At 65.6% G+C, this 16,149-nt stretch carries 17 protein-coding genes; 4 read left to right on the plus strand and 13 right to left on the minus strand.

The genetic code is table 11. The features are described 5' to 3' along the window. Positions 1-121 precede the first annotated feature (121 nt). Positions 122-409, plus strand: coding sequence for a hypothetical protein (locus tag BM136_RS23215; RefSeq protein ID WP_254775740.1), 288 nt, complete (start codon positions 122-124; stop codon positions 407-409). 229 nt (positions 410-638) lie between these two features. On the opposite strand, the gene gspF is transcribed toward BM136_RS23215, so the two are convergent. From gspF to gspG, 11 genes are all read right to left on the minus strand, one after another. Next, on the minus strand, positions 639-1,850 hold the full coding sequence (gene gspF, locus BM136_RS23225; RefSeq protein ID WP_092976344.1) for a type II secretion system inner membrane protein GspF: 1,212 nt from the start codon (positions 1,848-1,850) through the stop codon (positions 639-641). A 22-nt stretch (positions 1,851-1,872) separates the two neighbouring features. Further along, a complete protein-coding gene (gspE, locus tag BM136_RS23230) occupies positions 1,873-3,429 on the minus strand; it encodes a type II secretion system ATPase GspE (protein WP_092976490.1) in 1,557 nt (518 codons plus the stop codon). Between the two features lie 16 nt (positions 3,430-3,445). Continuing rightward, positions 3,446-5,866 (minus strand): type II secretion system secretin GspD, encoded by a 2,421-nt coding sequence (gene gspD / locus BM136_RS23235; protein WP_092976347.1) that lies wholly within the window; start codon positions 5,864-5,866, stop codon positions 3,446-3,448. Between the two features lie 37 nt (positions 5,867-5,903). After that, entirely contained in the window at positions 5,904-6,746 is an 843-nt protein-coding gene (locus BM136_RS23240) for a type II secretion system protein N (protein ID WP_092976350.1), read from the minus strand. A 17-nt stretch (positions 6,747-6,763) separates the two neighbouring features. Further along, on the minus strand, positions 6,764-7,330 hold the full coding sequence (gspM, locus tag BM136_RS23245) for a type II secretion system protein GspM (protein ID WP_092976353.1): 567 nt from the start codon (positions 7,328-7,330) through the stop codon (positions 6,764-6,766). A 10-nt stretch (positions 7,331-7,340) separates the two neighbouring features. Beyond that, positions 7,341-8,777 (minus strand): type II secretion system protein GspL, encoded by a 1,437-nt coding sequence (gene gspL / locus BM136_RS23250; RefSeq protein ID WP_092976356.1) that lies wholly within the window; start codon positions 8,775-8,777, stop codon positions 7,341-7,343. Positions 8,778-8,938: 161 nt separating this feature from the next. Continuing rightward, the gene (gene gspK / locus BM136_RS23255) at positions 8,939-10,021 is read right to left on the minus strand and encodes a type II secretion system minor pseudopilin GspK (protein ID WP_092976359.1); all 1,083 of its coding nucleotides are present in this window, start codon (positions 10,019-10,021) and stop codon (positions 8,939-8,941) included. A 1-nt stretch (position 10,022) separates the two neighbouring features. Continuing rightward, positions 10,023-10,754 (minus strand): PulJ/GspJ family protein, encoded by a 732-nt coding sequence (locus BM136_RS23260; RefSeq protein ID WP_175537208.1) that lies wholly within the window; start codon positions 10,752-10,754, stop codon positions 10,023-10,025. Then, complete coding sequence (gene gspI, locus BM136_RS23265; RefSeq protein WP_092976362.1) at positions 10,735-11,133, minus strand: type II secretion system minor pseudopilin GspI; 399 nt, start codon at positions 11,131-11,133, stop codon at positions 10,735-10,737. The genes BM136_RS23260 and gspI overlap by 20 nt, the downstream gene beginning before the upstream one ends. Beyond that, positions 11,130-11,627: a GspH/FimT family pseudopilin gene (locus BM136_RS23270; RefSeq protein WP_092976365.1), complete on the minus strand. Its 498-nt coding sequence runs from the start codon at positions 11,625-11,627 to the stop codon at positions 11,130-11,132. The genes gspI and BM136_RS23270 overlap by 4 nt, the downstream gene beginning before the upstream one ends. A 32-nt stretch (positions 11,628-11,659) precedes the next feature. After that, positions 11,660-12,130, minus strand: coding sequence for a type II secretion system major pseudopilin GspG (gspG, locus tag BM136_RS23275; protein ID WP_092976368.1), 471 nt, complete (start codon positions 12,128-12,130; stop codon positions 11,660-11,662). A gap of 175 nt (positions 12,131-12,305) precedes the next feature. Here gspG and BM136_RS23280 point away from each other — a divergent pair, with 175 nt between their 5' ends. Further along, positions 12,306-12,989: a type II secretion system protein N gene (locus BM136_RS23280; RefSeq protein ID WP_092976370.1), complete on the plus strand. Its 684-nt coding sequence runs from the start codon at positions 12,306-12,308 to the stop codon at positions 12,987-12,989. 138 nt (positions 12,990-13,127) lie between these two features. Further along, entirely contained in the window at positions 13,128-13,742 is a 615-nt protein-coding gene (locus BM136_RS23285; RefSeq protein ID WP_092976373.1) for an EF-hand domain-containing protein, read from the plus strand. 221 nt (positions 13,743-13,963) lie between these two features. Here the strand turns inward: BM136_RS23285 and hppD are convergent, their stop codons facing one another. Beyond that, positions 13,964-15,070 (minus strand): 4-hydroxyphenylpyruvate dioxygenase, encoded by a 1,107-nt coding sequence (gene hppD / locus BM136_RS23290; protein WP_092976376.1) that lies wholly within the window; start codon positions 15,068-15,070, stop codon positions 13,964-13,966. A gap of 154 nt (positions 15,071-15,224) precedes the next feature. Between hppD and BM136_RS23295 the strand changes: the two genes are divergently transcribed. Then, positions 15,225-15,713 carry an Lrp/AsnC family transcriptional regulator gene (locus BM136_RS23295; protein ID WP_027680403.1) on the plus strand — a complete coding sequence of 163 codons (489 nt, stop codon included), beginning with the start codon at positions 15,225-15,227 and terminating at the stop codon, positions 15,711-15,713. A 14-nt stretch (positions 15,714-15,727) separates the two neighbouring features. On the opposite strand, the gene BM136_RS23300 is transcribed toward BM136_RS23295, so the two are convergent. Continuing rightward, positions 15,728-16,114 carry an SgcJ/EcaC family oxidoreductase gene (locus tag BM136_RS23300; protein ID WP_092976495.1) on the minus strand — a complete coding sequence of 129 codons (387 nt, stop codon included), beginning with the start codon at positions 16,112-16,114 and terminating at the stop codon, positions 15,728-15,730. Positions 16,115-16,149: the final 35 nt, after the last annotated feature.

Consider the following 16,149-nt stretch of genomic DNA (forward strand, 5'->3'; position numbering starts at 1 on the left):
GGCACACCCAGCTACGTGCGGGAGTGGAAGGACAGTGCCCGCGCGCCGGTGGGGGATGTGGTGATGTCGTGACGTCTGTGGGGTGCTAGTTGTTTTTGTTTTGGTCGTGGTGGTGCATCCCTTGTTTCATCCCCTGCCGGGGCTGACTCACTTTCTTTGGTCTTGCCCAAAGAAAGTAAGCAAAGAAATGCGCGCCCAAGATGGCGACCCCCTCCTTGAATTTCTGTCGCAGGGAGGGGAAGGGAAAAACTCGCTTCGCTCAGACAGTTTCCCTTCCTTTTTCCTCCCTGCAACAGAAATTCAAGGCGCCATCTGGGGCAGGGAAAGTCAACAAACAAAAGCCAAACCTTCTGGGCGCCAGCCCAAACGACAAGGCCAACCGCGCGATGGGTTGGCCTTTCTCTTTTGACGTTGAGCCCTTGATGGCGCCTTGAATTTTTGTGAGCGGGCGGATCAAGGAAGGAGGCTTGTCTGAGCGCAGCGAGTTTGCCTCCTTCCCCGCACGGTCACACAAATTCAAGGGATGGGTCGCCATCTCGGGCGCGCCTTTCTTTTGCTTACTTTTCTTTGGCAAGACAAAGAAAAGTGAGTCGGTCCCGGCAGGGAACGAAAGGGGGGTGGACCACGAGCAAAAAAACTTAGTGCACCAGCTGGTTAATCTCAATAATCGGCATCAACACAGCCAACACGATGAGCAACACCACCACGCCCATCGTCAAAATCAAAGCCGGCTCCAGCAAGCCCGTGAGGAACAACGTCCGACGCTCCAGCTCTTGAGCCTCGCCCTGCGCAGCCCGCTCCAACATCGCAGGCAGATTGCCCGTCGCCTCACCCGAACGAATCAAATGCACCAGCACAGGCGGAAACTGGTTCTGCGCCGCCAACGCCCGCGCCAGCGAAGTCCCTTCCCGTACGCGTGTGGACGCATCCTCCACATTGGTCTTGAGGGCGACGTTGTTCAGCGTCTCCCCCGCGGCCTGCAGGCCCCGCAGGATCGGCACACCGGCACTGGTGAGAATGGCCAGCGTGCTGGCAAACCGCGCGGTGTTGTAACCGCGAACGAGCTTGCCGAACAGCGGCGCGGTCAGCAGCCACTTGTGCCACGACAGCCGCAATGCCGGCTGCTTGAGCAGATTGCGGATCAGCACGCCGATCGCCACCAGAACGATCGCTGCCAGCCAGCCCCAGTTCCGTACAAAATCCGACAGCCACAGCATGATGATCGTGAGTGTCGGCAGCTTCTGCTTGGTGTTGGCAAACACGCTCACCACCTGCGGCACCACGTATGACAGCAGGAAGATCACGATCGCAAACGCCACCACCGTGACGATCGCCGGATACGTGAATGCCAGCTTGATCTTGGAGGTCAGCGCGTTGCGGCTCTCGATGTAGTCCGCCAGGCGCGAGAGCACGAGGCCAAGATTGCCCGAGTGCTCGCCCGCTGAAACGAGGGCGCGGTAGATGTCCGGAAAATCCTTTGGATGCTGCGCCAGCGCCACCGAGAGTGAGCTGCCGCCCACCACTTCCGCGCGGATGGCCGCGAGCAGCTCGCCGACGTACGCACGTTCGGCCTGATCGGCCAGCGCGGCCAGCGCTTCATCGAGCGGCAGACCCGCCACCAGCAGGCTGGCGAGCTGGCGCGTGACGAGCGCGTTTTCCTGCGCCGAGAGCCGTTTGCCGAAGCTGGACCCGCTGCGCTTGGTGGCCTGTGCGCCCAGTACGTCGACCAGCAGCGGAGTCAGCCCGCGTGCGCGCAGCAGCGTGCGCGCCTGACGTGCGCTGTCGGCTTCGATGACACCCTTGTCGGTCTTGCCGGCGGCGTCGGCGGCTTCGTAGCGGAAGGCTGGCATGCGCTATTCGTTTGATCGCGCCTTAGTCGCGTGTGACCCGCAGCACTTCTTCCAGCGATGTGGCGCCGGTGTCGATCCAGCGCTGTGCATCCATGCGCATGGTCTGCATGCCCTGGCCGATGGCGAATGCCTTGATCTCGGATTCAGCGGCCTGGCGGTGGATCATGGTTTGGATTTCTGGCGTGACGGTCAGCAGTTCGTACACGCCGGTGCGGCCCTGGTAGCCGGAGTTGCTGCAACGGTCGCAGCCGACGTGATGCCACACCGATTTGCGTGCCGGTGCGGCGGGCCCCACGCCATCGGCAACCGGCGTGCCGGCCACGGCTTCCACTTCCGCAGGCGTGAGTTCGAGCACTTCTTCGCGGCGGCAATGCACGCACAGGCGGCGGACCAGCCGCTGCGCCAGCACACCCAGCAGCGATGAAGACAGCAGGAACGGCTCGATGCCCATGTCGATCAGGCGCGTCACGGCTGAAGCCGAATCATTCGTGTGCAGCGTCGCCAGCACCAGGTGGCCCGTGAGTGAAGCCTGCACGGCAATCTGCGCCGTTTCCAAATCGCGGATTTCCCCGATCATCACCACGTCCGGGTCCTGGCGCAGGATGGCGCGCAGGGCCTTGGCGAACGTCATGTCGATCTTTGGGTTGACCTGCGTCTGGCCGATGCCGTCGAGGTCGTATTCGATCGGGTCTTCCACCGTCATGATGTTGGTGGAAGCAGAATCGAGCCGCGACAGCGCCGCGTACAGCGTGGTCGTCTTGCCCGAACCCGTCGGGCCGGTCACGAGCACGATGCCGTGCGGCTGGTTGATCAGGTGGTCGAAGCGCGCCAGCGTGCCGGCGCCCATGCCGAGCTTGCCGAGGTCGAGCCGGCCGGCTTCTTTATCGAGCAGACGCAGCACCGCGCGCTCGCCGTGGCCGGTGGGCAGCGTGCTCACACGCACGTCTACGGGGCGTCCGCCCACGCGCAGCGTGATGCGACCATCCTGCGGCAGGCGTTTTTCGGCAATGTCGAGCTGCGCCATGATCTTGATGCGCGAAATGAGCGCGCCATGCAGCGCCTTCTTCGGGCGCACGACGTCGCGCAGCGTCCCATCGACGCGAAAGCGCACGACGGATGCATTCTCGAACGGCTCGATGTGAATGTCCGATGCGCCTTCGCGCGCGGCCTGCGTAAGCAGCGCGTTGATCATGCGGATGATCGGCGCGTCGTCTTCGGATTCGAGCAGGTCTTCCACGGCAGGAATGTCCTGCATCAGGCGCGAGAGGTCGACTTCGCCTTCCACTTCGCCCACCACCTGCGCTGCGCTGCCGTCTTGCGCGTTGTACGCCGTCTGCGTGGCGGTGGACAGCGCCGCCGTGCTAAGCGTCACCAACTGCAGCGCGCCGAACACGCGACCGAGTTCAGCCAGCGCCGTGCGCGAAGTTTCGGGGCAGACCCACACCTCCAGCGTGTCGACGTCCTGGCGGGCGACGAGCAATCGCGCATCGCGCGCAAACGCATACGGCACCAGCCGCACGGCTGACTGCGAGGGCGGCTCGAGCGTGCTGACGTCGGTGGTGGGAGCTTGCGTTGCCATGGTTCGTTGTCCGTTGTCAGCCACCGTTGCGCGGCGCATTGCCATCGTAGCCGCCGGAGGTGGGCGCCGCGAAGTTCTGCAGGCGCGGCTGGCTGCGCGTGGTGCCTTGCGGCATCGGCATCGGGGCGCCCGGGGGCACCTGCGTGCCGGCCGGGCCCTTCGGCACGATCGACACATCGCCGTAATTGTCAGCCGGGCGCATGGCGCTGGGCGTGGGCAGCACCGGTGTGTCCTTGTCCGAGGTGGTCGGCAGCATGTTCGGCGAGACAAAGCCCTGCTGCGTATCGCGCATGTAGTTGTAGCGGTTGTCCGACAACGCGCCCGTGGCATCGGCCGTGCGCAAGATGATCGGGCGCAGGAACACCAGCAGGTTGGTCTTCACACGCGTCTTGCTCTCCGAGCGGAACAGCGCGCCAAGCAGCGGGATGTCGCCCAGGCCCGGCACTTTCTGCTCGCCGTCCTGGTAGTTGTCTTCCAGCAGGCCGCCCAGCACGACCACCTGGCCGTCGTTGGCCAGCACATTGGTCTCGATCGAGCGCACATTGGTGGTCGGGCCCTGCGTGGCATTCTGCGTGCCCGGCACCACCGCCGACGACTCCTGGAAGATCTGCATCTTCACCAGCCCGCCGTCGGTGATCTGCGGCTTGACGCGCAGCGTGATGCCGACGTCCTTGCGGTCGAACGTCTGGAACGGCGTGACCGAAGCTGCGCCGCCGGTCTGCGCATATGAACCGGTCGTGATCGGCACGTTCTGGCCGATCAGGATCTTGGCCTCTTCGTTGTCGAGCGTAATCAGGTTGGGCGTGGACAGCACGTTGACCGAACCATCCGAACCCAGCGCGCTGAGGATGGCGCCCAAACCGCTGCCCCTGTTGAACACCCCGAAGTTGCCGCCGTTGAGTTGGCCAACGCTGTTGGAGAGCGTGCCAATGGCAGTCTGCGCGGCCGTACTGCCGATGCCGCCGCTGGTAATGGTGGCAATCGTGCCCGCGAGGTTGATCAGGTTATTGGCGCCGGAGCCGAAGTTGGTGCCACCGCCAAAAAAGGTGGTCGGCCCGCCTGCGCCGGCCATCCATTGGATGCCCAACTGCGAAGCCTTGGTGGCCGTCACTTCCACGATCATCGATTCGATATAGACCTGGGCGCGTCGCGCGTCGAGGTCGTCGATCACGGCGCGCAGGTTGCGATAGACCGGCTCGCTGGCGGTGATGATGAGCGCGTTGGTGGCCGGATCGGCCTGGATGATGCCGCCGGTGGTCGGCGTGTTGTTCTGCCCAAACGAGGCGCGGAACGAAGAGCTGCCGCTGCCCGAGCCGCTGCCCGAACCCGAGCCGCTGCCGTAGTTGGTGTTCTGTGTGTTCTGGTTCTGCGAGGTGTTCACGCCGCCGGCCGGCTGCGAGGTTGCGCCTTGGGCGGCGCTCTGGCCGCCCGGCCCGGTCGATGCCGAGGCCGACAGCGTGGCGTCGGCCGCCACGATCGCGCGCAGCGTGGTGGCCAGCTGCACCGCGTTGGCGTTCTTGAGCGGCACCACCCAGATGTTGCCCGGGCGCGCATTCGGCACGTCAAGCTTGGCGATCAGCTGTTTGGCCTGGGCAAGACGGGCCGCGCTCGACGCACGCACCATCACGCTATTCGAACGCGGCTCTGCCACGACTGACGTGCGCAGGCTCGGGTCCGACAGCGCCGCGCCGGCACCGGCACCAGCTGCGCCGCCAGCCGACGGGTCCAGCAGCTTCTGCAGCGTAGCTGCCACGTCGATGGCCACGGCGTTCTTCAGCGGAATCAGTTCGGTCTCACCAGCCACGGGCGTGTCGATCGACGCGATGATGCGGCCGATGCGGCGCAGGTTGTCGGCGTAATCGGTAATGACCAGCGTGTTGTTGGCCGGGTATGCGGTGATCGTGTTGTTGGGCGCGATCATCGGGCGCAGCACCGGCACCAGGTTGTTGGCCGATTCATGCTGCAGGCGGAAGACCTGCGTGACGACCTGCTCGCCGCCGCGCGCGCCTGCCGCGCCCACGCTGGTGGGCGAGCCCTGCAGCTTGGCATCGGCTTCCGGCACGACCTTGGTGAAACCGTTGCCTTCGACAATCGCGTAGCCCTGCATGCGCAGGATCGAGCCCAGCGATTCGAGCGCTTGCGAGCGCGTCACCGGCTTTTCGGTGACGAGGTTGACGGTGCCCTTCACGCGCGGGTCGACGATGAAGTTCTTGCCGGTGGCCTGGCCCACGGCCTTGACCACCGAGTCCAGATCCGCGTTGACGAAATTCAGCGAGACCTCATCCCCGGGGTTGCCGGCGGCGCCGTTCTGGGCGGATGCCGCGCTCGGCGGGGCGGCGAAGACTGGCATCGAGCCGGCCACCATTGTTGCGCAGCATGCCAGGACGATGGCGCGAACGGTGAGTCGGGAAGAGGCGTTGTACATGGTCTCGTTCATGGTTGTCGGCACGCTGGCTCGCGCGCCGGCTTGAGGATCAAAAGCGGAGTCGATGATGCGACCCGTCGCGCGGGCCCAGCAGACTCAACAGGCCAATCAATTGCGGTTCCGACTCCGGCGTGGCACTGGCCACCCCGTCAAAATGCGCGCTGGGCCCCAGGGTGCCCTGGCCCTGCAGAGTGAGCGGCCCGGCCAGCGTCGACAGCGACAACTGCATCGGCGCACCGCTCACGCCGCCAAACGACACCACGGCCTGATAACTGCCCAGCGGCCGCACCCGGCTGAGGCTGGATGATACCTGCTCAAGCGTGACAGTCAGCGCGCCCTGGGCGGTGTCTGGCTGGCCTTTTCCACGACCGAATTGGCCTGAGAGCGGCGTCCACTGCGCCCGCAGCCGGCCATCCAGCTTGAGCGTGTTGAACGGCGCGCCAATGCCTTCCAGCAACGACGCAGGCAACGCGACCGTGCCAGCCTCTGCGTCCCAGTGCCCCGGCCTGACCGTCAGCGTGACCGGCTTCTCCAGCGCGCGATCGTGCGTCAGGTGCGCGCGCAGCGTGCCGGTGAGCAGCGGCAGCATGTCGATCGACCACGACAGGCGGCCCGGCAGCACGGTCGCATCAGCCCCCCCGTTGCCGGCGGTCAGCGCCAGCGTTGCGCTGCCGTGCCAGATACTGCCTTGGCTGTCAGCCAGCAACACACGATGCCCCGTGGCCGCGGCCACGCGCTCGGCCGCCCACGCGGCCGGATACTGCGCCACCACGGTCAAGCCCACGGCCAGCAGCGCCACGCCACACCACAGCACGCGCCAGCCGAGGCTCGTGCGCTTGTCGGACTCGGCACGGCGGCGCAGGCGCAGCGGCGGTAGCGATTCAATCCCCATCGGCACGATCGGACCCGTCAGTGGCCCGTGGCGGCAGGGCCTTGCAGCGTCGCCGTCACGTTGACCAGGGCCGTTGCGCCCACGTATTTGATGTTCGTGTCGATCACCTTCATGCGCTGCGCCTGCCGCACCTCCTGCAGCCATTCGGCGACGGCGCCAAAGGGCACCTTGTCCAGTTGCACCTGCACGCTCTCGCCCGACATCGCCATCCGCGTGGCCTTCAGGCCATGGTTGGTGAGGCTCGTGTTGAGCGCCTGCTGCAGTTCAGCACCGCGCGGCACGGGCGCAGCGGCAATGGCAGACAGGCCGCGGGCTTCCTGGCCCAGCGTTTCCATTTCGGCGAGTTGGGTACGCATCTGCGGCAGGGCTTTCTCGATGCGGCGCTGACCTTCAAAGGCCGGCTCCCACAGCACCAGGTAGACGATCACGAGCAACAGCACCACGCCGCCGCCGGCCAGGATGCGGCGCTCGCGCGGTTCGCGCTGCATCCAGAAGGTCGTGGCCGCATCGCGCACCGAGTCCGGCACGCCAATGCGCGGCAGGCGGCGGGATGACGATCGGGAAGGAGAGGAGGAAGTCGCCATGGAGGAATCGTTATTGGGCGATGGAGACCGTCCAGCGCGAGCCCGGTACGGTCGCCTCGGCGCCGCGCGGGGCCTCGGCGGTGTCCATGTTCAGGCCGACATTGCGGGCGGCGGTGCGCAGGCTGGCGGTGTCGGTGCCGTCCTTGAGCGTGACCGTGAGCGCGCGGCCGTGGTAATCGAGTGCGAGCAGCGCATCGGGCGCGAGCCCGGTCGCAGCCTGGGCAAAGCGATCGGCCAGCGGCAGGAAGTCTTCCGGCGCCGATTTGCCGGCGGCCAAGCGCAGTTGCTCGACCTGGCGGCGCATCTGCGCGGGCGGATCGAGGATCACCGGCGTATTCGGGAATGCCGTCTGCAACTGCGCGCGCATGGCGGTATCGAGCCGCTTCTGCTCCGCGCGCAGCGTGAGCCAGCGTGCGTTCATGCCAATGAGCTGCACGACCACGATCAGCACTGCCAGCGCGATGGGCAGGCGCCAGAGGCTCCAGTCCATGCCGGCCACGCCGCCGCGCGCAAAGTCGAACTGGCAGAGATCGGCTTCGCCGGAGGCGAGGGCGTCGCGGGCGCCGGCAGCCCAGGTGGACCAGTCCAGCGTGGCGGTGGCCGGGTCGGCTGACAAGCCGGGCGCCAGCTCGCGCAATGCGGGCGAGACCATCAGCGTGGCCGGCGTAGGGGCAATCCCCAGCCAGCTGCCAACGTTGGCCGGCAGCAGCCGCAGGCCGTAACCCTCGGCGCGGCCCGTGCGTACGGTGATGTCGACGGCCACGGGCGCGTCCGGGTCGGACGATGGCGCAGCGTCAAGCGCGATGGTTGCCGGTGCGATTGCCGCAACGGCGTCAGCCACGGGCAATTCGACTGCAGGCTCGGCGGCCGCGGAAGCGTCGAGCGATGGCTCTGCGCGTTCGACGGCGTTTGCCGATTCTGCAATCAGCGCTGCCGCTGCGGCAGGCGTTTCAAACGGCACGCAAAGCTGCGCAGGCAGCAGATGGCAGGTGCGGTGCTTGTGGCCGGCAAAGGTATCGAGAATGAAGCGGACCCAGGCGCGGTCGGCAATCATCAACGCGCGTGATTGCGGCTCGCGGGGCGCGCGCCAGCCACGCGCAGGGGCGTCGCCCAGGCGGGGGCCAAGGGCGATATGACATTGCTGCGCGTCCTGCACGAGGCGGTCTTCCACCAAGTTGGGCAATGCCAGACGCAGCTTGGGCAGCGCCAGCGGCGGCACGTTGGTCGGCACCAGCAGCACATCGGCGGCGGGCAGCAGAAGGATCAGGCGATCAGCCGCGGGCAGTTCGTCGGTGCGCGACGTACCTTCGCGCTGAACACGTTGGGCCCCAAGCGCGCCCTCTTCACGCACCAGCGCGAAGGGCACGGAGGCAAGCGCGCCCGCCGACCAGCGTTCGGGCGATTGAATGGGCCGGTGCGGCAGGCGCACGTACAGGGAGGTCGTCAAACCGCTCCTCTATTGATCTTGAGAGTGTGAATGCGAACTGCCAACGGAAGCGCCGGATTGCGCAAAACCCGCGATGCTGAACGATGCGGATGACAATACGGCGAAGGCTAGGGTCTGTCTACAAGCGGCGCGTACGCACGTAGAGGGGTGTTGCGCCGCCGTCATGACGGAATCTCGTCGATGCGGCGGACCCAGACGATGCGGGTCGCGTTATTGTTGATCGGATCGCCACGTGAAACAAGCGCCACTTCTCCGATCCGGGCGCGCTCATGGCGGGCCATGCCGTAGACCAGAAAATAGTGGGTCTGCACGTCCAGCAGATTGGCCGCGGCAGTGGTGTCGACGCCGGGCGCGATGCCGCGCAACTGGTTCGTGACATCGCCGATGTTGCGGAAGTAAGCGCGGTCGCGCGCCTGCACCAGCGAGCGGGCGCGGTCCAGACTCAGGTTCGGGATGACGGCGGCCAGCACTTCGGCGCTGGCCGTGTTGGCATTGATCTGCGTGCGGGTGGGCAACACGATCACGTAGGGGCGCAGCTTGGCGATCATGTCGGCTGTGTAGCCGGGAATCGTCAACAGGCTGGCCACGTCATCGAGCGGCCGCGGGCCGTTGCTGTTGCTTCCGCCGCCGCCGCCGCTGTCTTCGCCGCCTTGCTGGCCGCCCTGCATCCCTTCGATCGACTGGAAGCCACCCAGCATCTGCGCCAGGTACGTCGCCGTGATATTGGCCAGGCTCGGGTCGATGTTGAGCGATTGCAGGAGCAGGCCATACGCCTTGATGGCGTCCTTGTCGCGGCCCGTAATGAGGGTGCGGGCGCCCAGCGTCTGCGCCGTCAGCAGGTTCATCAGGTTGAAGCGCGCCTGGGCATCGAAGATGCGGCCCGACAGGTATGACTCTTCGCCGGCCGTATCCGTGCGCAGCGAGCTGCCGAGGAAGTCCGACAGCTTCGTTTCCTGGATCGGCACGGCCCAGATTTCGCCCAGGTGGTCCACCGCGCCAGTGCGGCGCTGGTCATCGCGCAGGATGAGGCGCGCCCAGTCGATGCCCGCCCGCGCGATCCACGTGGCCTGCGCTTTCAGGCGCTGGTTTTCCACTGCACGAATCTCCACCTGCTGGCGCCACAACATGCCCGACACGATCACCACGGCCAGCGTGACGACGAGCAGCGCCGTGATGATGGCCGCGCCGCGCTGGCGCGGGGCATGTGGATGACGTTGAGCAAGTCGACGGGAGCATTGCGCCATGTCAAAGCCCCGTCATGCAGATGCGCGTGAAGCGCTGCGGCGTGCCCTGCGGCGTCATGCGCACGAGCAATGCCAGTTCCACTGCGCGCACCGAGGCGGCCGGCACCACCACGCCCGGGGTGTTGGCCGACGGCGCCGACGCGCTCGGCGTGGAAGCCGACGGCAAGCCGGTGAGGGTGGTGGTGTTGCTGCCTGCCGGGAACAATGCCGCAGACAGCGCGCCCGTGTTGTCCATCCAGCCGCCGGGTTCGATCCACGCGCGCGCGCTGATGCTGTCGACGTTGGTGGCGAGCAGGTAGCGCGCAGCACCCACACCGCCCTGGCGCAGGTTGTCCATCGCATTGCGCAGGTCGCCGCGGTTGGTGATCGGTTGGGTCTGGAGGCGTTCGAGCCGGCCGTCGACGATGCGGTAGAGCACCACTTGCCAGGCGGGTGGCTGGCTGTCGTCGCGGCGGTCGCGCACCATCAGCACGCGGTTGGCGTCGACTTCCACCGGTGAGCGCGACAGCGTGTTCGGATCGGCCAGTTGGGTGCAATCGGCGTCGAACTGGGCGTAGGCGGTTTTTAGTGCTTCGATGCGTTCGTCGCGTTGGGCCAGCGCCTCGTGCGTGCGGGTCATGCTGTCCAGCCCGCGCCAGGCGATCACGGCCAGGATGGCCAGCAGCGTGATCGCCACCAGCAGCTCGAGCAGGGTGAAGCCGCGCGCCGAACGGTTAGAAGACATTGCGTGCATCGTTCGGCAATAGAGTCACGAGCCAGGCCAGTCGCACGGATTTGGACGCGTCCGGATAGACGGACACCTCCACGCGGCGGAACACCGGGTTGGGCGTGGTGGCGATGGTCTCTTCGCACCACAGTTGCGTATCGCCTTGCGGGCACGCAAAGCCGCGTGCACCAGGGTCTGGGAAGACGCGTGCCAGGCGCAGGTTGGCGAGGTGGTTCTCGGCGCTCCAGGTAGCGATCATGCGCATCTGCAGCGAATCGCTGGCGGTGGTCATGCTGCCCATGGCGCGCATGGTGGCGGTAAGCGCCACGGCCACGATGGTCAGCGCCACCAGCACTTCGAGCAGGGTGAAGCCGCGCGTGCGCGTGGGACGGTGGCTGCGCGTCATTGCGGTTCCGTCTCCGTCAGCACGCGCGGGCCGCCGTCGGACACGACATCCACGCGCGAGCCCTGCGAGGTCAGTGCCACGCGCCACGGCAGGCCAATCGCCTCACGGCCGAACACGAGGCGCTGCGGCGCCCCCGGCACCGCAGCGGCACCGGCACCGGCGACGATCTGTACGTTGTCCATGCCTTGGCGCCAATGGCCCGGCGCGAGCACATCGCGGTTGAGCTGTCGCCAGCCGTTGGGGGTGGATTCATAGAAGCGCCAGCCCTGCGCATCGCCTTCCCACGCCACGGGGCGCGAGGTGAGCTGCGCCTCTTCCTGTGCCAGTTCGATCAGGCGGGCCAGCTTCTGCGCGTCATCGGCCAGTTGCGAGCGCGGGTTGGGCGTGGCGTTGACGGCCACCACGGCCAGCACGATGCCGATGATGACCACCACCACCAGCAACTCCAGCAGCGTAAAGCCGCGAGGATGCCGGCGGCGTGGGTGATCGAGCATGGTGAGCGGGCGGCTGAGGGCGCTGCGCTGGCTTAGTTGTCCCAGTTGCCGATGTCGGCGTCGTTGCCCGTGCCGCCGGCCTGGCCGTCGGCACCGAAGCTGAAGATGTCCACTTCACCGCGCACACCCGGGTTCAGATATTGATACGGGTGGCCCCACGGGTCTTTGGGCAGGCGTTCCAGATAGCCGCCGCCTTTCCAGTTGTTGGGAATCGGCTCGGTGGTCGGCTTGGCGACCAGCGCCCCAATGCCCTGCTCGGTGGTCGGATAGCGGCCGTTGTCCAGGCGATAGAGCTTGAGCGCCTGCGAAATGGAAGCGATGTCCTGTTTGGCGGCGATGATGCGCGCCTCGTCAGGACGGCTCATGATCTTCGGCACCACCAGCGCGGCGAGGATGCCCAGGATCACCACCACCACCATGATTTCGATCAGGGTGAAGCCACGCGCTGCTTGTCGGGCGAGGGCGCGCTGGCGGAAGGAAGAGCGAAGTTGGCCTTGCATCATGGCGACAGAGTTGGCAATAAGGGGAAGAGACACAGTATATCCGTGACATATGACCATATATTGCACGGCAGGGTCATGCTGCGATGGCTCTAGAGCCGCACCTCCAAGCTGTTCACCGAACCGGCATGAAGGGCGGATAGAATCGGCGTATTCCTACGGTGCCTCGCCCCATTTCATGAACGCTCGACAGTCGTCCCGCCTGCTCAGTCTTGTACTGTTTGCTGCCCTGTGTGCGCTCCTGACGCATTGGGTGCTGACGCTGTCGTCGCTGCGCTCGCTGGGCGCCCCGCGTGAGGCGCGTGTGGCCCAGACCGATGCGCTGGAGACTGGCGCGGCCGTCACGCTCTTTGGCGGCGGCCCGCAGAATGGCCCGCGCGATGTGCAGGTAATGGGCGTGGTAGCCGATCTGGCGGATGGTTCAGGCGCGGCCATCGTGTCGGTGGACGGTGGCGCACCGCAGGCGGTGCGGGCCGGCAAGTCGCTGTCGTCCAACCTCAAGCTGGTTGAAATCAAGGCGCGTTCGGTGGTGATCGAGCGCAATGGCGCGCGCCAGGAGATTCCGCTGCCGGCCAGCGCCGTGGCGGGCGTGTCGCCGGCCAATCGCAATGCGCCGGCAATGCCGCTGCCGCCCGCCGGCGCCGCAGCCCCGCTATCGACGCCCGTCACACCACCCGCGCCGCCGGTTGCCAACAATCCGGCCAACACCGCTATGCCGGGCGCCATGCTGCCCATTGCGCCCGCGCAGATCAACACGGGTGACGAGCCTGCCAGCCAAGGCGGCGGTATCGTCGGCCCGCGCCACCGCGCGGCGGCCGCTGCACGCAAAGGCGATACCCCTCAGCCGGGCGCCGACCAATAGGCGTCTAGCGGCCGGCCAGGCGGTGGCGGGCGCATATTACAGCGCATGTCATCGGGGTAACAGCGTGTAAAAGCCGGCAACGCGTCGGCATTGTCGGGTTCTAATCCGCTACACAGTCCATGTGAAAAGGAGCTGACCATGACCAACAAACGTGCTGTCCAAGCCTTCCTAGCCACCTCGGCCCTGTTCCTGGCCATGTCGGGCATGAACGCCCGCGCCCAGGATGCCAGCGCCCCAGCCGCCAGTGCACAAGCACCGGCCGCGGCGCAGGCTGCGCCGCAAGCCAATGCCCCTGCCGGCAAGCCGGGCCGCCACGGCGGCGGCCTGAAGGCGCTCGACACCAACGGCGACGGCCAGATCTCGCGCGATGAGGCCAAGGGCCACACCTGGCTTGAGAAGAACTTCGACCAGATCGATACCAACCACGACGGCCAACTCAGCAAGGACGAGCTTGCCGCCTGGCACAAGGCCCACAAGGGCGAGATGCACGAAAAGATGGCGCAACGCTTCGACGCCAAGTTCAAGGCCGCCGACAAGGACAACGACGGCTCCCTGAGCAAGGACGAAGTGCAGGCCGGCATGCCGCGCCTTGCCAAGAGCTTTGACCAGATCGACGCCAACCACGACGGCAAGATCACCGAAGACGAAATCCGCGCCTACATGAAGGCCCGTCACGATGCTCGCAAGGCGCAGAAGAACACGCCTGCAGCGGCGGCCATGCCGGGCGGCCCGTCGGCCACCAAGGGCGAGTGACGCTTCGTCTAAATCTCCGCACGCAAGCGGCGCCTTCGGGCGCCGTTTTTATTGCCCACGCCAATCCGCATCCTCAATGAGGCGCAAGGCGGGTGCGGGTCGATTTGGCTACCGGGCCATGTCAGTGCCGCATGCGCGGCTGCAGCCTATGCCCATAAAAAAAACACCCCGACGGCGAACCATCGGGGTGCGGGTACAGCACGCCTGAAGTTTGAGGGTCTTCAGGCCGGCTGATCGTCGGCCTTGAGCACGCCGCGGCGCATCTGGTCGAGTTCGATCGACTCGAACAGCGCTTTGAAGTTGCCCTCGCCAAAACCTTGGTTGCCCTTGCGCTGGATGAACTCGAAGAAGATCGGGCCAAGCTGGTTCTCGGAGAAGATCTGCAGCAGCAGATCGCCCGGGGCGCCGTCGATCAGGATCTTGCGCTTCTTCAGTTCTGCCACGTCCTCGCCATGACCCGGGATGCGCTTGTCGACCAGTTCGTAATACGTGTCGATCGTGTCGAGCAGCGTGATGCCGTTGCTGCGCAGTGCATCCACCGTGTTGGACAGGTTGGTCGAGCCCAGCGCAATGTGCTGGATGCCCTCGCCGTGGTACATGTCCAGATACTCCTGGATCTGACCGGCCTTCTCCGTCCCTTCCTCGTTGATGGGGATGCGGATGTTGCCGCACGGGCTCGTCATCGCCTTGCTCTTCACGCCCGTGACCTGGCCTTCGATGTCGAAGTAGCGCACTTCACGGAAGTTGAAGAAGCGTTCGTAAAACTCGGCCCATTCCTTCATCCGGCCACGGTAGACGTTGTGCGTCAGGTGGTCGATGTAGGTCAGGCCGTGCCCGGTGGGGTTCGGGTTGGCGCCCGCGATGGGCACGAAATCGACGTCGTAGATGCTGATGTTGCCGATGTCGCCGGCCTTCGCATCGTTCTTGCCGGTCCAGCGGTCCACCAGGTAGATCAGCGAATCGCCGATGCCCTTGATGGCCGGAATGTTCAGCTCCATCGGACCGCTGTGCGTGTCGAAGCCCCAGGCGCCCAGCTCCAGCGCGCGCTTGTAGGCGAACGCCGCGTCCTGCACGCGAAACGCGATCGCGCAGATCGACGGGCCATGCAGGCGCGCAAAGCGCTGCGCGAACGAATCCGGCTCGGCGTTGATGATGAAGTTGATCTCACCCTGGCGATACAGCGTCACGTTCTTGTGACGGTGCTTCGCGATGGCGGTAAAGCCCATGTTCTCGAACAGCTTGCCCATGGCAACGGGGTCCGGCGCGGCGTATTCAATGAATTCGAAACCGGCGGTGCCCATCGGGTTTTCCCAAGGCGTGAATTGCATGGTGAGTCTCCTGTGGGGCGCGCTTTGGAGCGCTCAGGTCTTTGACGATCCTCGCAGTGTAGAAGTGTCGGTCCACGCAAAAATTGCGAAGTTGTGCCCACCTTGCTAAATTTGCGCAAGAAAATTGCCGAATTAATTGGTGCGGAGCAACAAAATGAATAAAGTGGAACTCGACAAGATCGACCGCAAGATCCTGGAAGTCCTGCAGAACAACGGCCGCCTCACCAATCTGGAAGTCGCCGAGCGGGTGAATCTGTCGCCCAGTCCGTGTTTGCGACGCATCCGGCGCCTGGAGGAGTCCGGCGTCATCCGCCAATACGCTGCGCTGCTCGACCCGACCAAGATCGGGCTGGGGCTGTCGGCGTACATCAACGTGCGGCTGGAAAAGCAGGGCGGTGCGCCCAAAGGGAAAGGCCCGTCTGACATCTTTCGCGCCGCCGTGGCGACGTGGCCGGAGGTGGTCACGTGCTACGCCATGACCGGCGAGATGGACTACCTGCTCAAGGTGTTCGTGGAAGACATGGAGCACTTCGCTCGCTTCATCCGCGACCAGTTGCTTGCGCACCCGGCGGTGATTGATGTGAAGAGCAGCTTTGCGCTTGAGCGGATTAAAGATACGACGGCGTTGCCGGTGGTGGTCTGAGATGTGCGCCCGTATCAGGCATTGTCAGCCATCACCAAATTCGCATCCCGCAAAAGCCGCCACTTCCCATCCGCCCCTTTGCGCAGAATCGTCAACGTCTGCCCTGAGCGCCGCGCCACCTTCCCATCCGGCATCGTGATGACGATGTGCAGCGCATTTCGCAGATAGGCGATGTCGCCAAACACCTGCACCTCTTGAATATCGCTCGTCCCGTCGACGTGCACGTCCTTCATGCCTTCAGACATCTTGGCGAAGGCTTCCTTGCCGAAGGGCGCTTGGCCGGGCGTGAGAAACAGCACGTCGTCGGTCATCAGGCTGAGCACGGTGGCCAGATCGCCGCTTCTGCTGGCAGCGAGCCAAGTGTCCACTACGTTGCGGATGGCGCGTTCGTCGTCGGTCATGGCGGTGCGGGTGTCGGTGAAAGGGCGGCGTTTCA

This window comes from Ralstonia sp. NFACC01, assembly GCF_900115545.1.
Lineage (GTDB): Bacteria > Pseudomonadota > Gammaproteobacteria > Burkholderiales > Burkholderiaceae > Ralstonia > Ralstonia mojiangensis.

What these genes read in the sequence shown, in the direction of transcription:
- gspD (WP_092976347.1), bottom strand. Translation starts at nt 5,866, where the DNA reads ATGAACGAGACCATGTACAACGCCTCTTCCCGACTCACCGTTCGCGCC.
- gspI (WP_092976362.1), bottom strand. Translation starts at nt 11,133, where the DNA reads ATGACGCGCAGCCACCGTCCCACGCGCACGCGCGGCTTCACCCTGCTC.
- gspM (WP_092976353.1), bottom strand. Translation starts at nt 7,330, where the DNA reads ATGGCGACTTCCTCCTCTCCTTCCCGATCGTCATCCCGCCGCCTGCCG.
- hppD (WP_092976376.1), bottom strand. Translation starts at nt 15,070, where the DNA reads ATGCAATTCACGCCTTGGGAAAACCCGATGGGCACCGCCGGTTTCGAA.
- gspG (WP_092976368.1), bottom strand. Translation starts at nt 12,130, where the DNA reads ATGATGCAAGGCCAACTTCGCTCTTCCTTCCGCCAGCGCGCCCTCGCC.
- BM136_RS23300 (WP_092976495.1), bottom strand. Translation starts at nt 16,114, where the DNA reads ATGACCGACGACGAACGCGCCATCCGCAACGTAGTGGACACTTGGCTC.
- gspK (WP_092976359.1), bottom strand. Translation starts at nt 10,021, where the DNA reads ATGGCGCAATGCTCCCGTCGACTTGCTCAACGTCATCCACATGCCCCG.
- BM136_RS23260 (WP_175537208.1), bottom strand. Translation starts at nt 10,754, where the DNA reads ATGCACGCAATGTCTTCTAACCGTTCGGCGCGCGGCTTCACCCTGCTC.
- gspF (WP_092976344.1), bottom strand. Translation starts at nt 1,850, where the DNA reads ATGCCAGCCTTCCGCTACGAAGCCGCCGACGCCGCCGGCAAGACCGAC.
- BM136_RS23240 (WP_092976350.1), bottom strand. Translation starts at nt 6,746, where the DNA reads ATGGGGATTGAATCGCTACCGCCGCTGCGCCTGCGCCGCCGTGCCGAG.
- BM136_RS23280 (WP_092976370.1), top strand. Translation starts at nt 12,306, where the DNA reads ATGAACGCTCGACAGTCGTCCCGCCTGCTCAGTCTTGTACTGTTTGCT.
- gspE (WP_092976490.1), bottom strand. Translation starts at nt 3,429, where the DNA reads ATGGCAACGCAAGCTCCCACCACCGACGTCAGCACGCTCGAGCCGCCC.
- BM136_RS23295 (WP_027680403.1), top strand. Translation starts at nt 15,225, where the DNA reads ATGAATAAAGTGGAACTCGACAAGATCGACCGCAAGATCCTGGAAGTC.
- BM136_RS23270 (WP_092976365.1), bottom strand. Translation starts at nt 11,627, where the DNA reads ATGCTCGATCACCCACGCCGCCGGCATCCTCGCGGCTTTACGCTGCTG.
- BM136_RS23285 (WP_092976373.1), top strand. Translation starts at nt 13,128, where the DNA reads ATGACCAACAAACGTGCTGTCCAAGCCTTCCTAGCCACCTCGGCCCTG.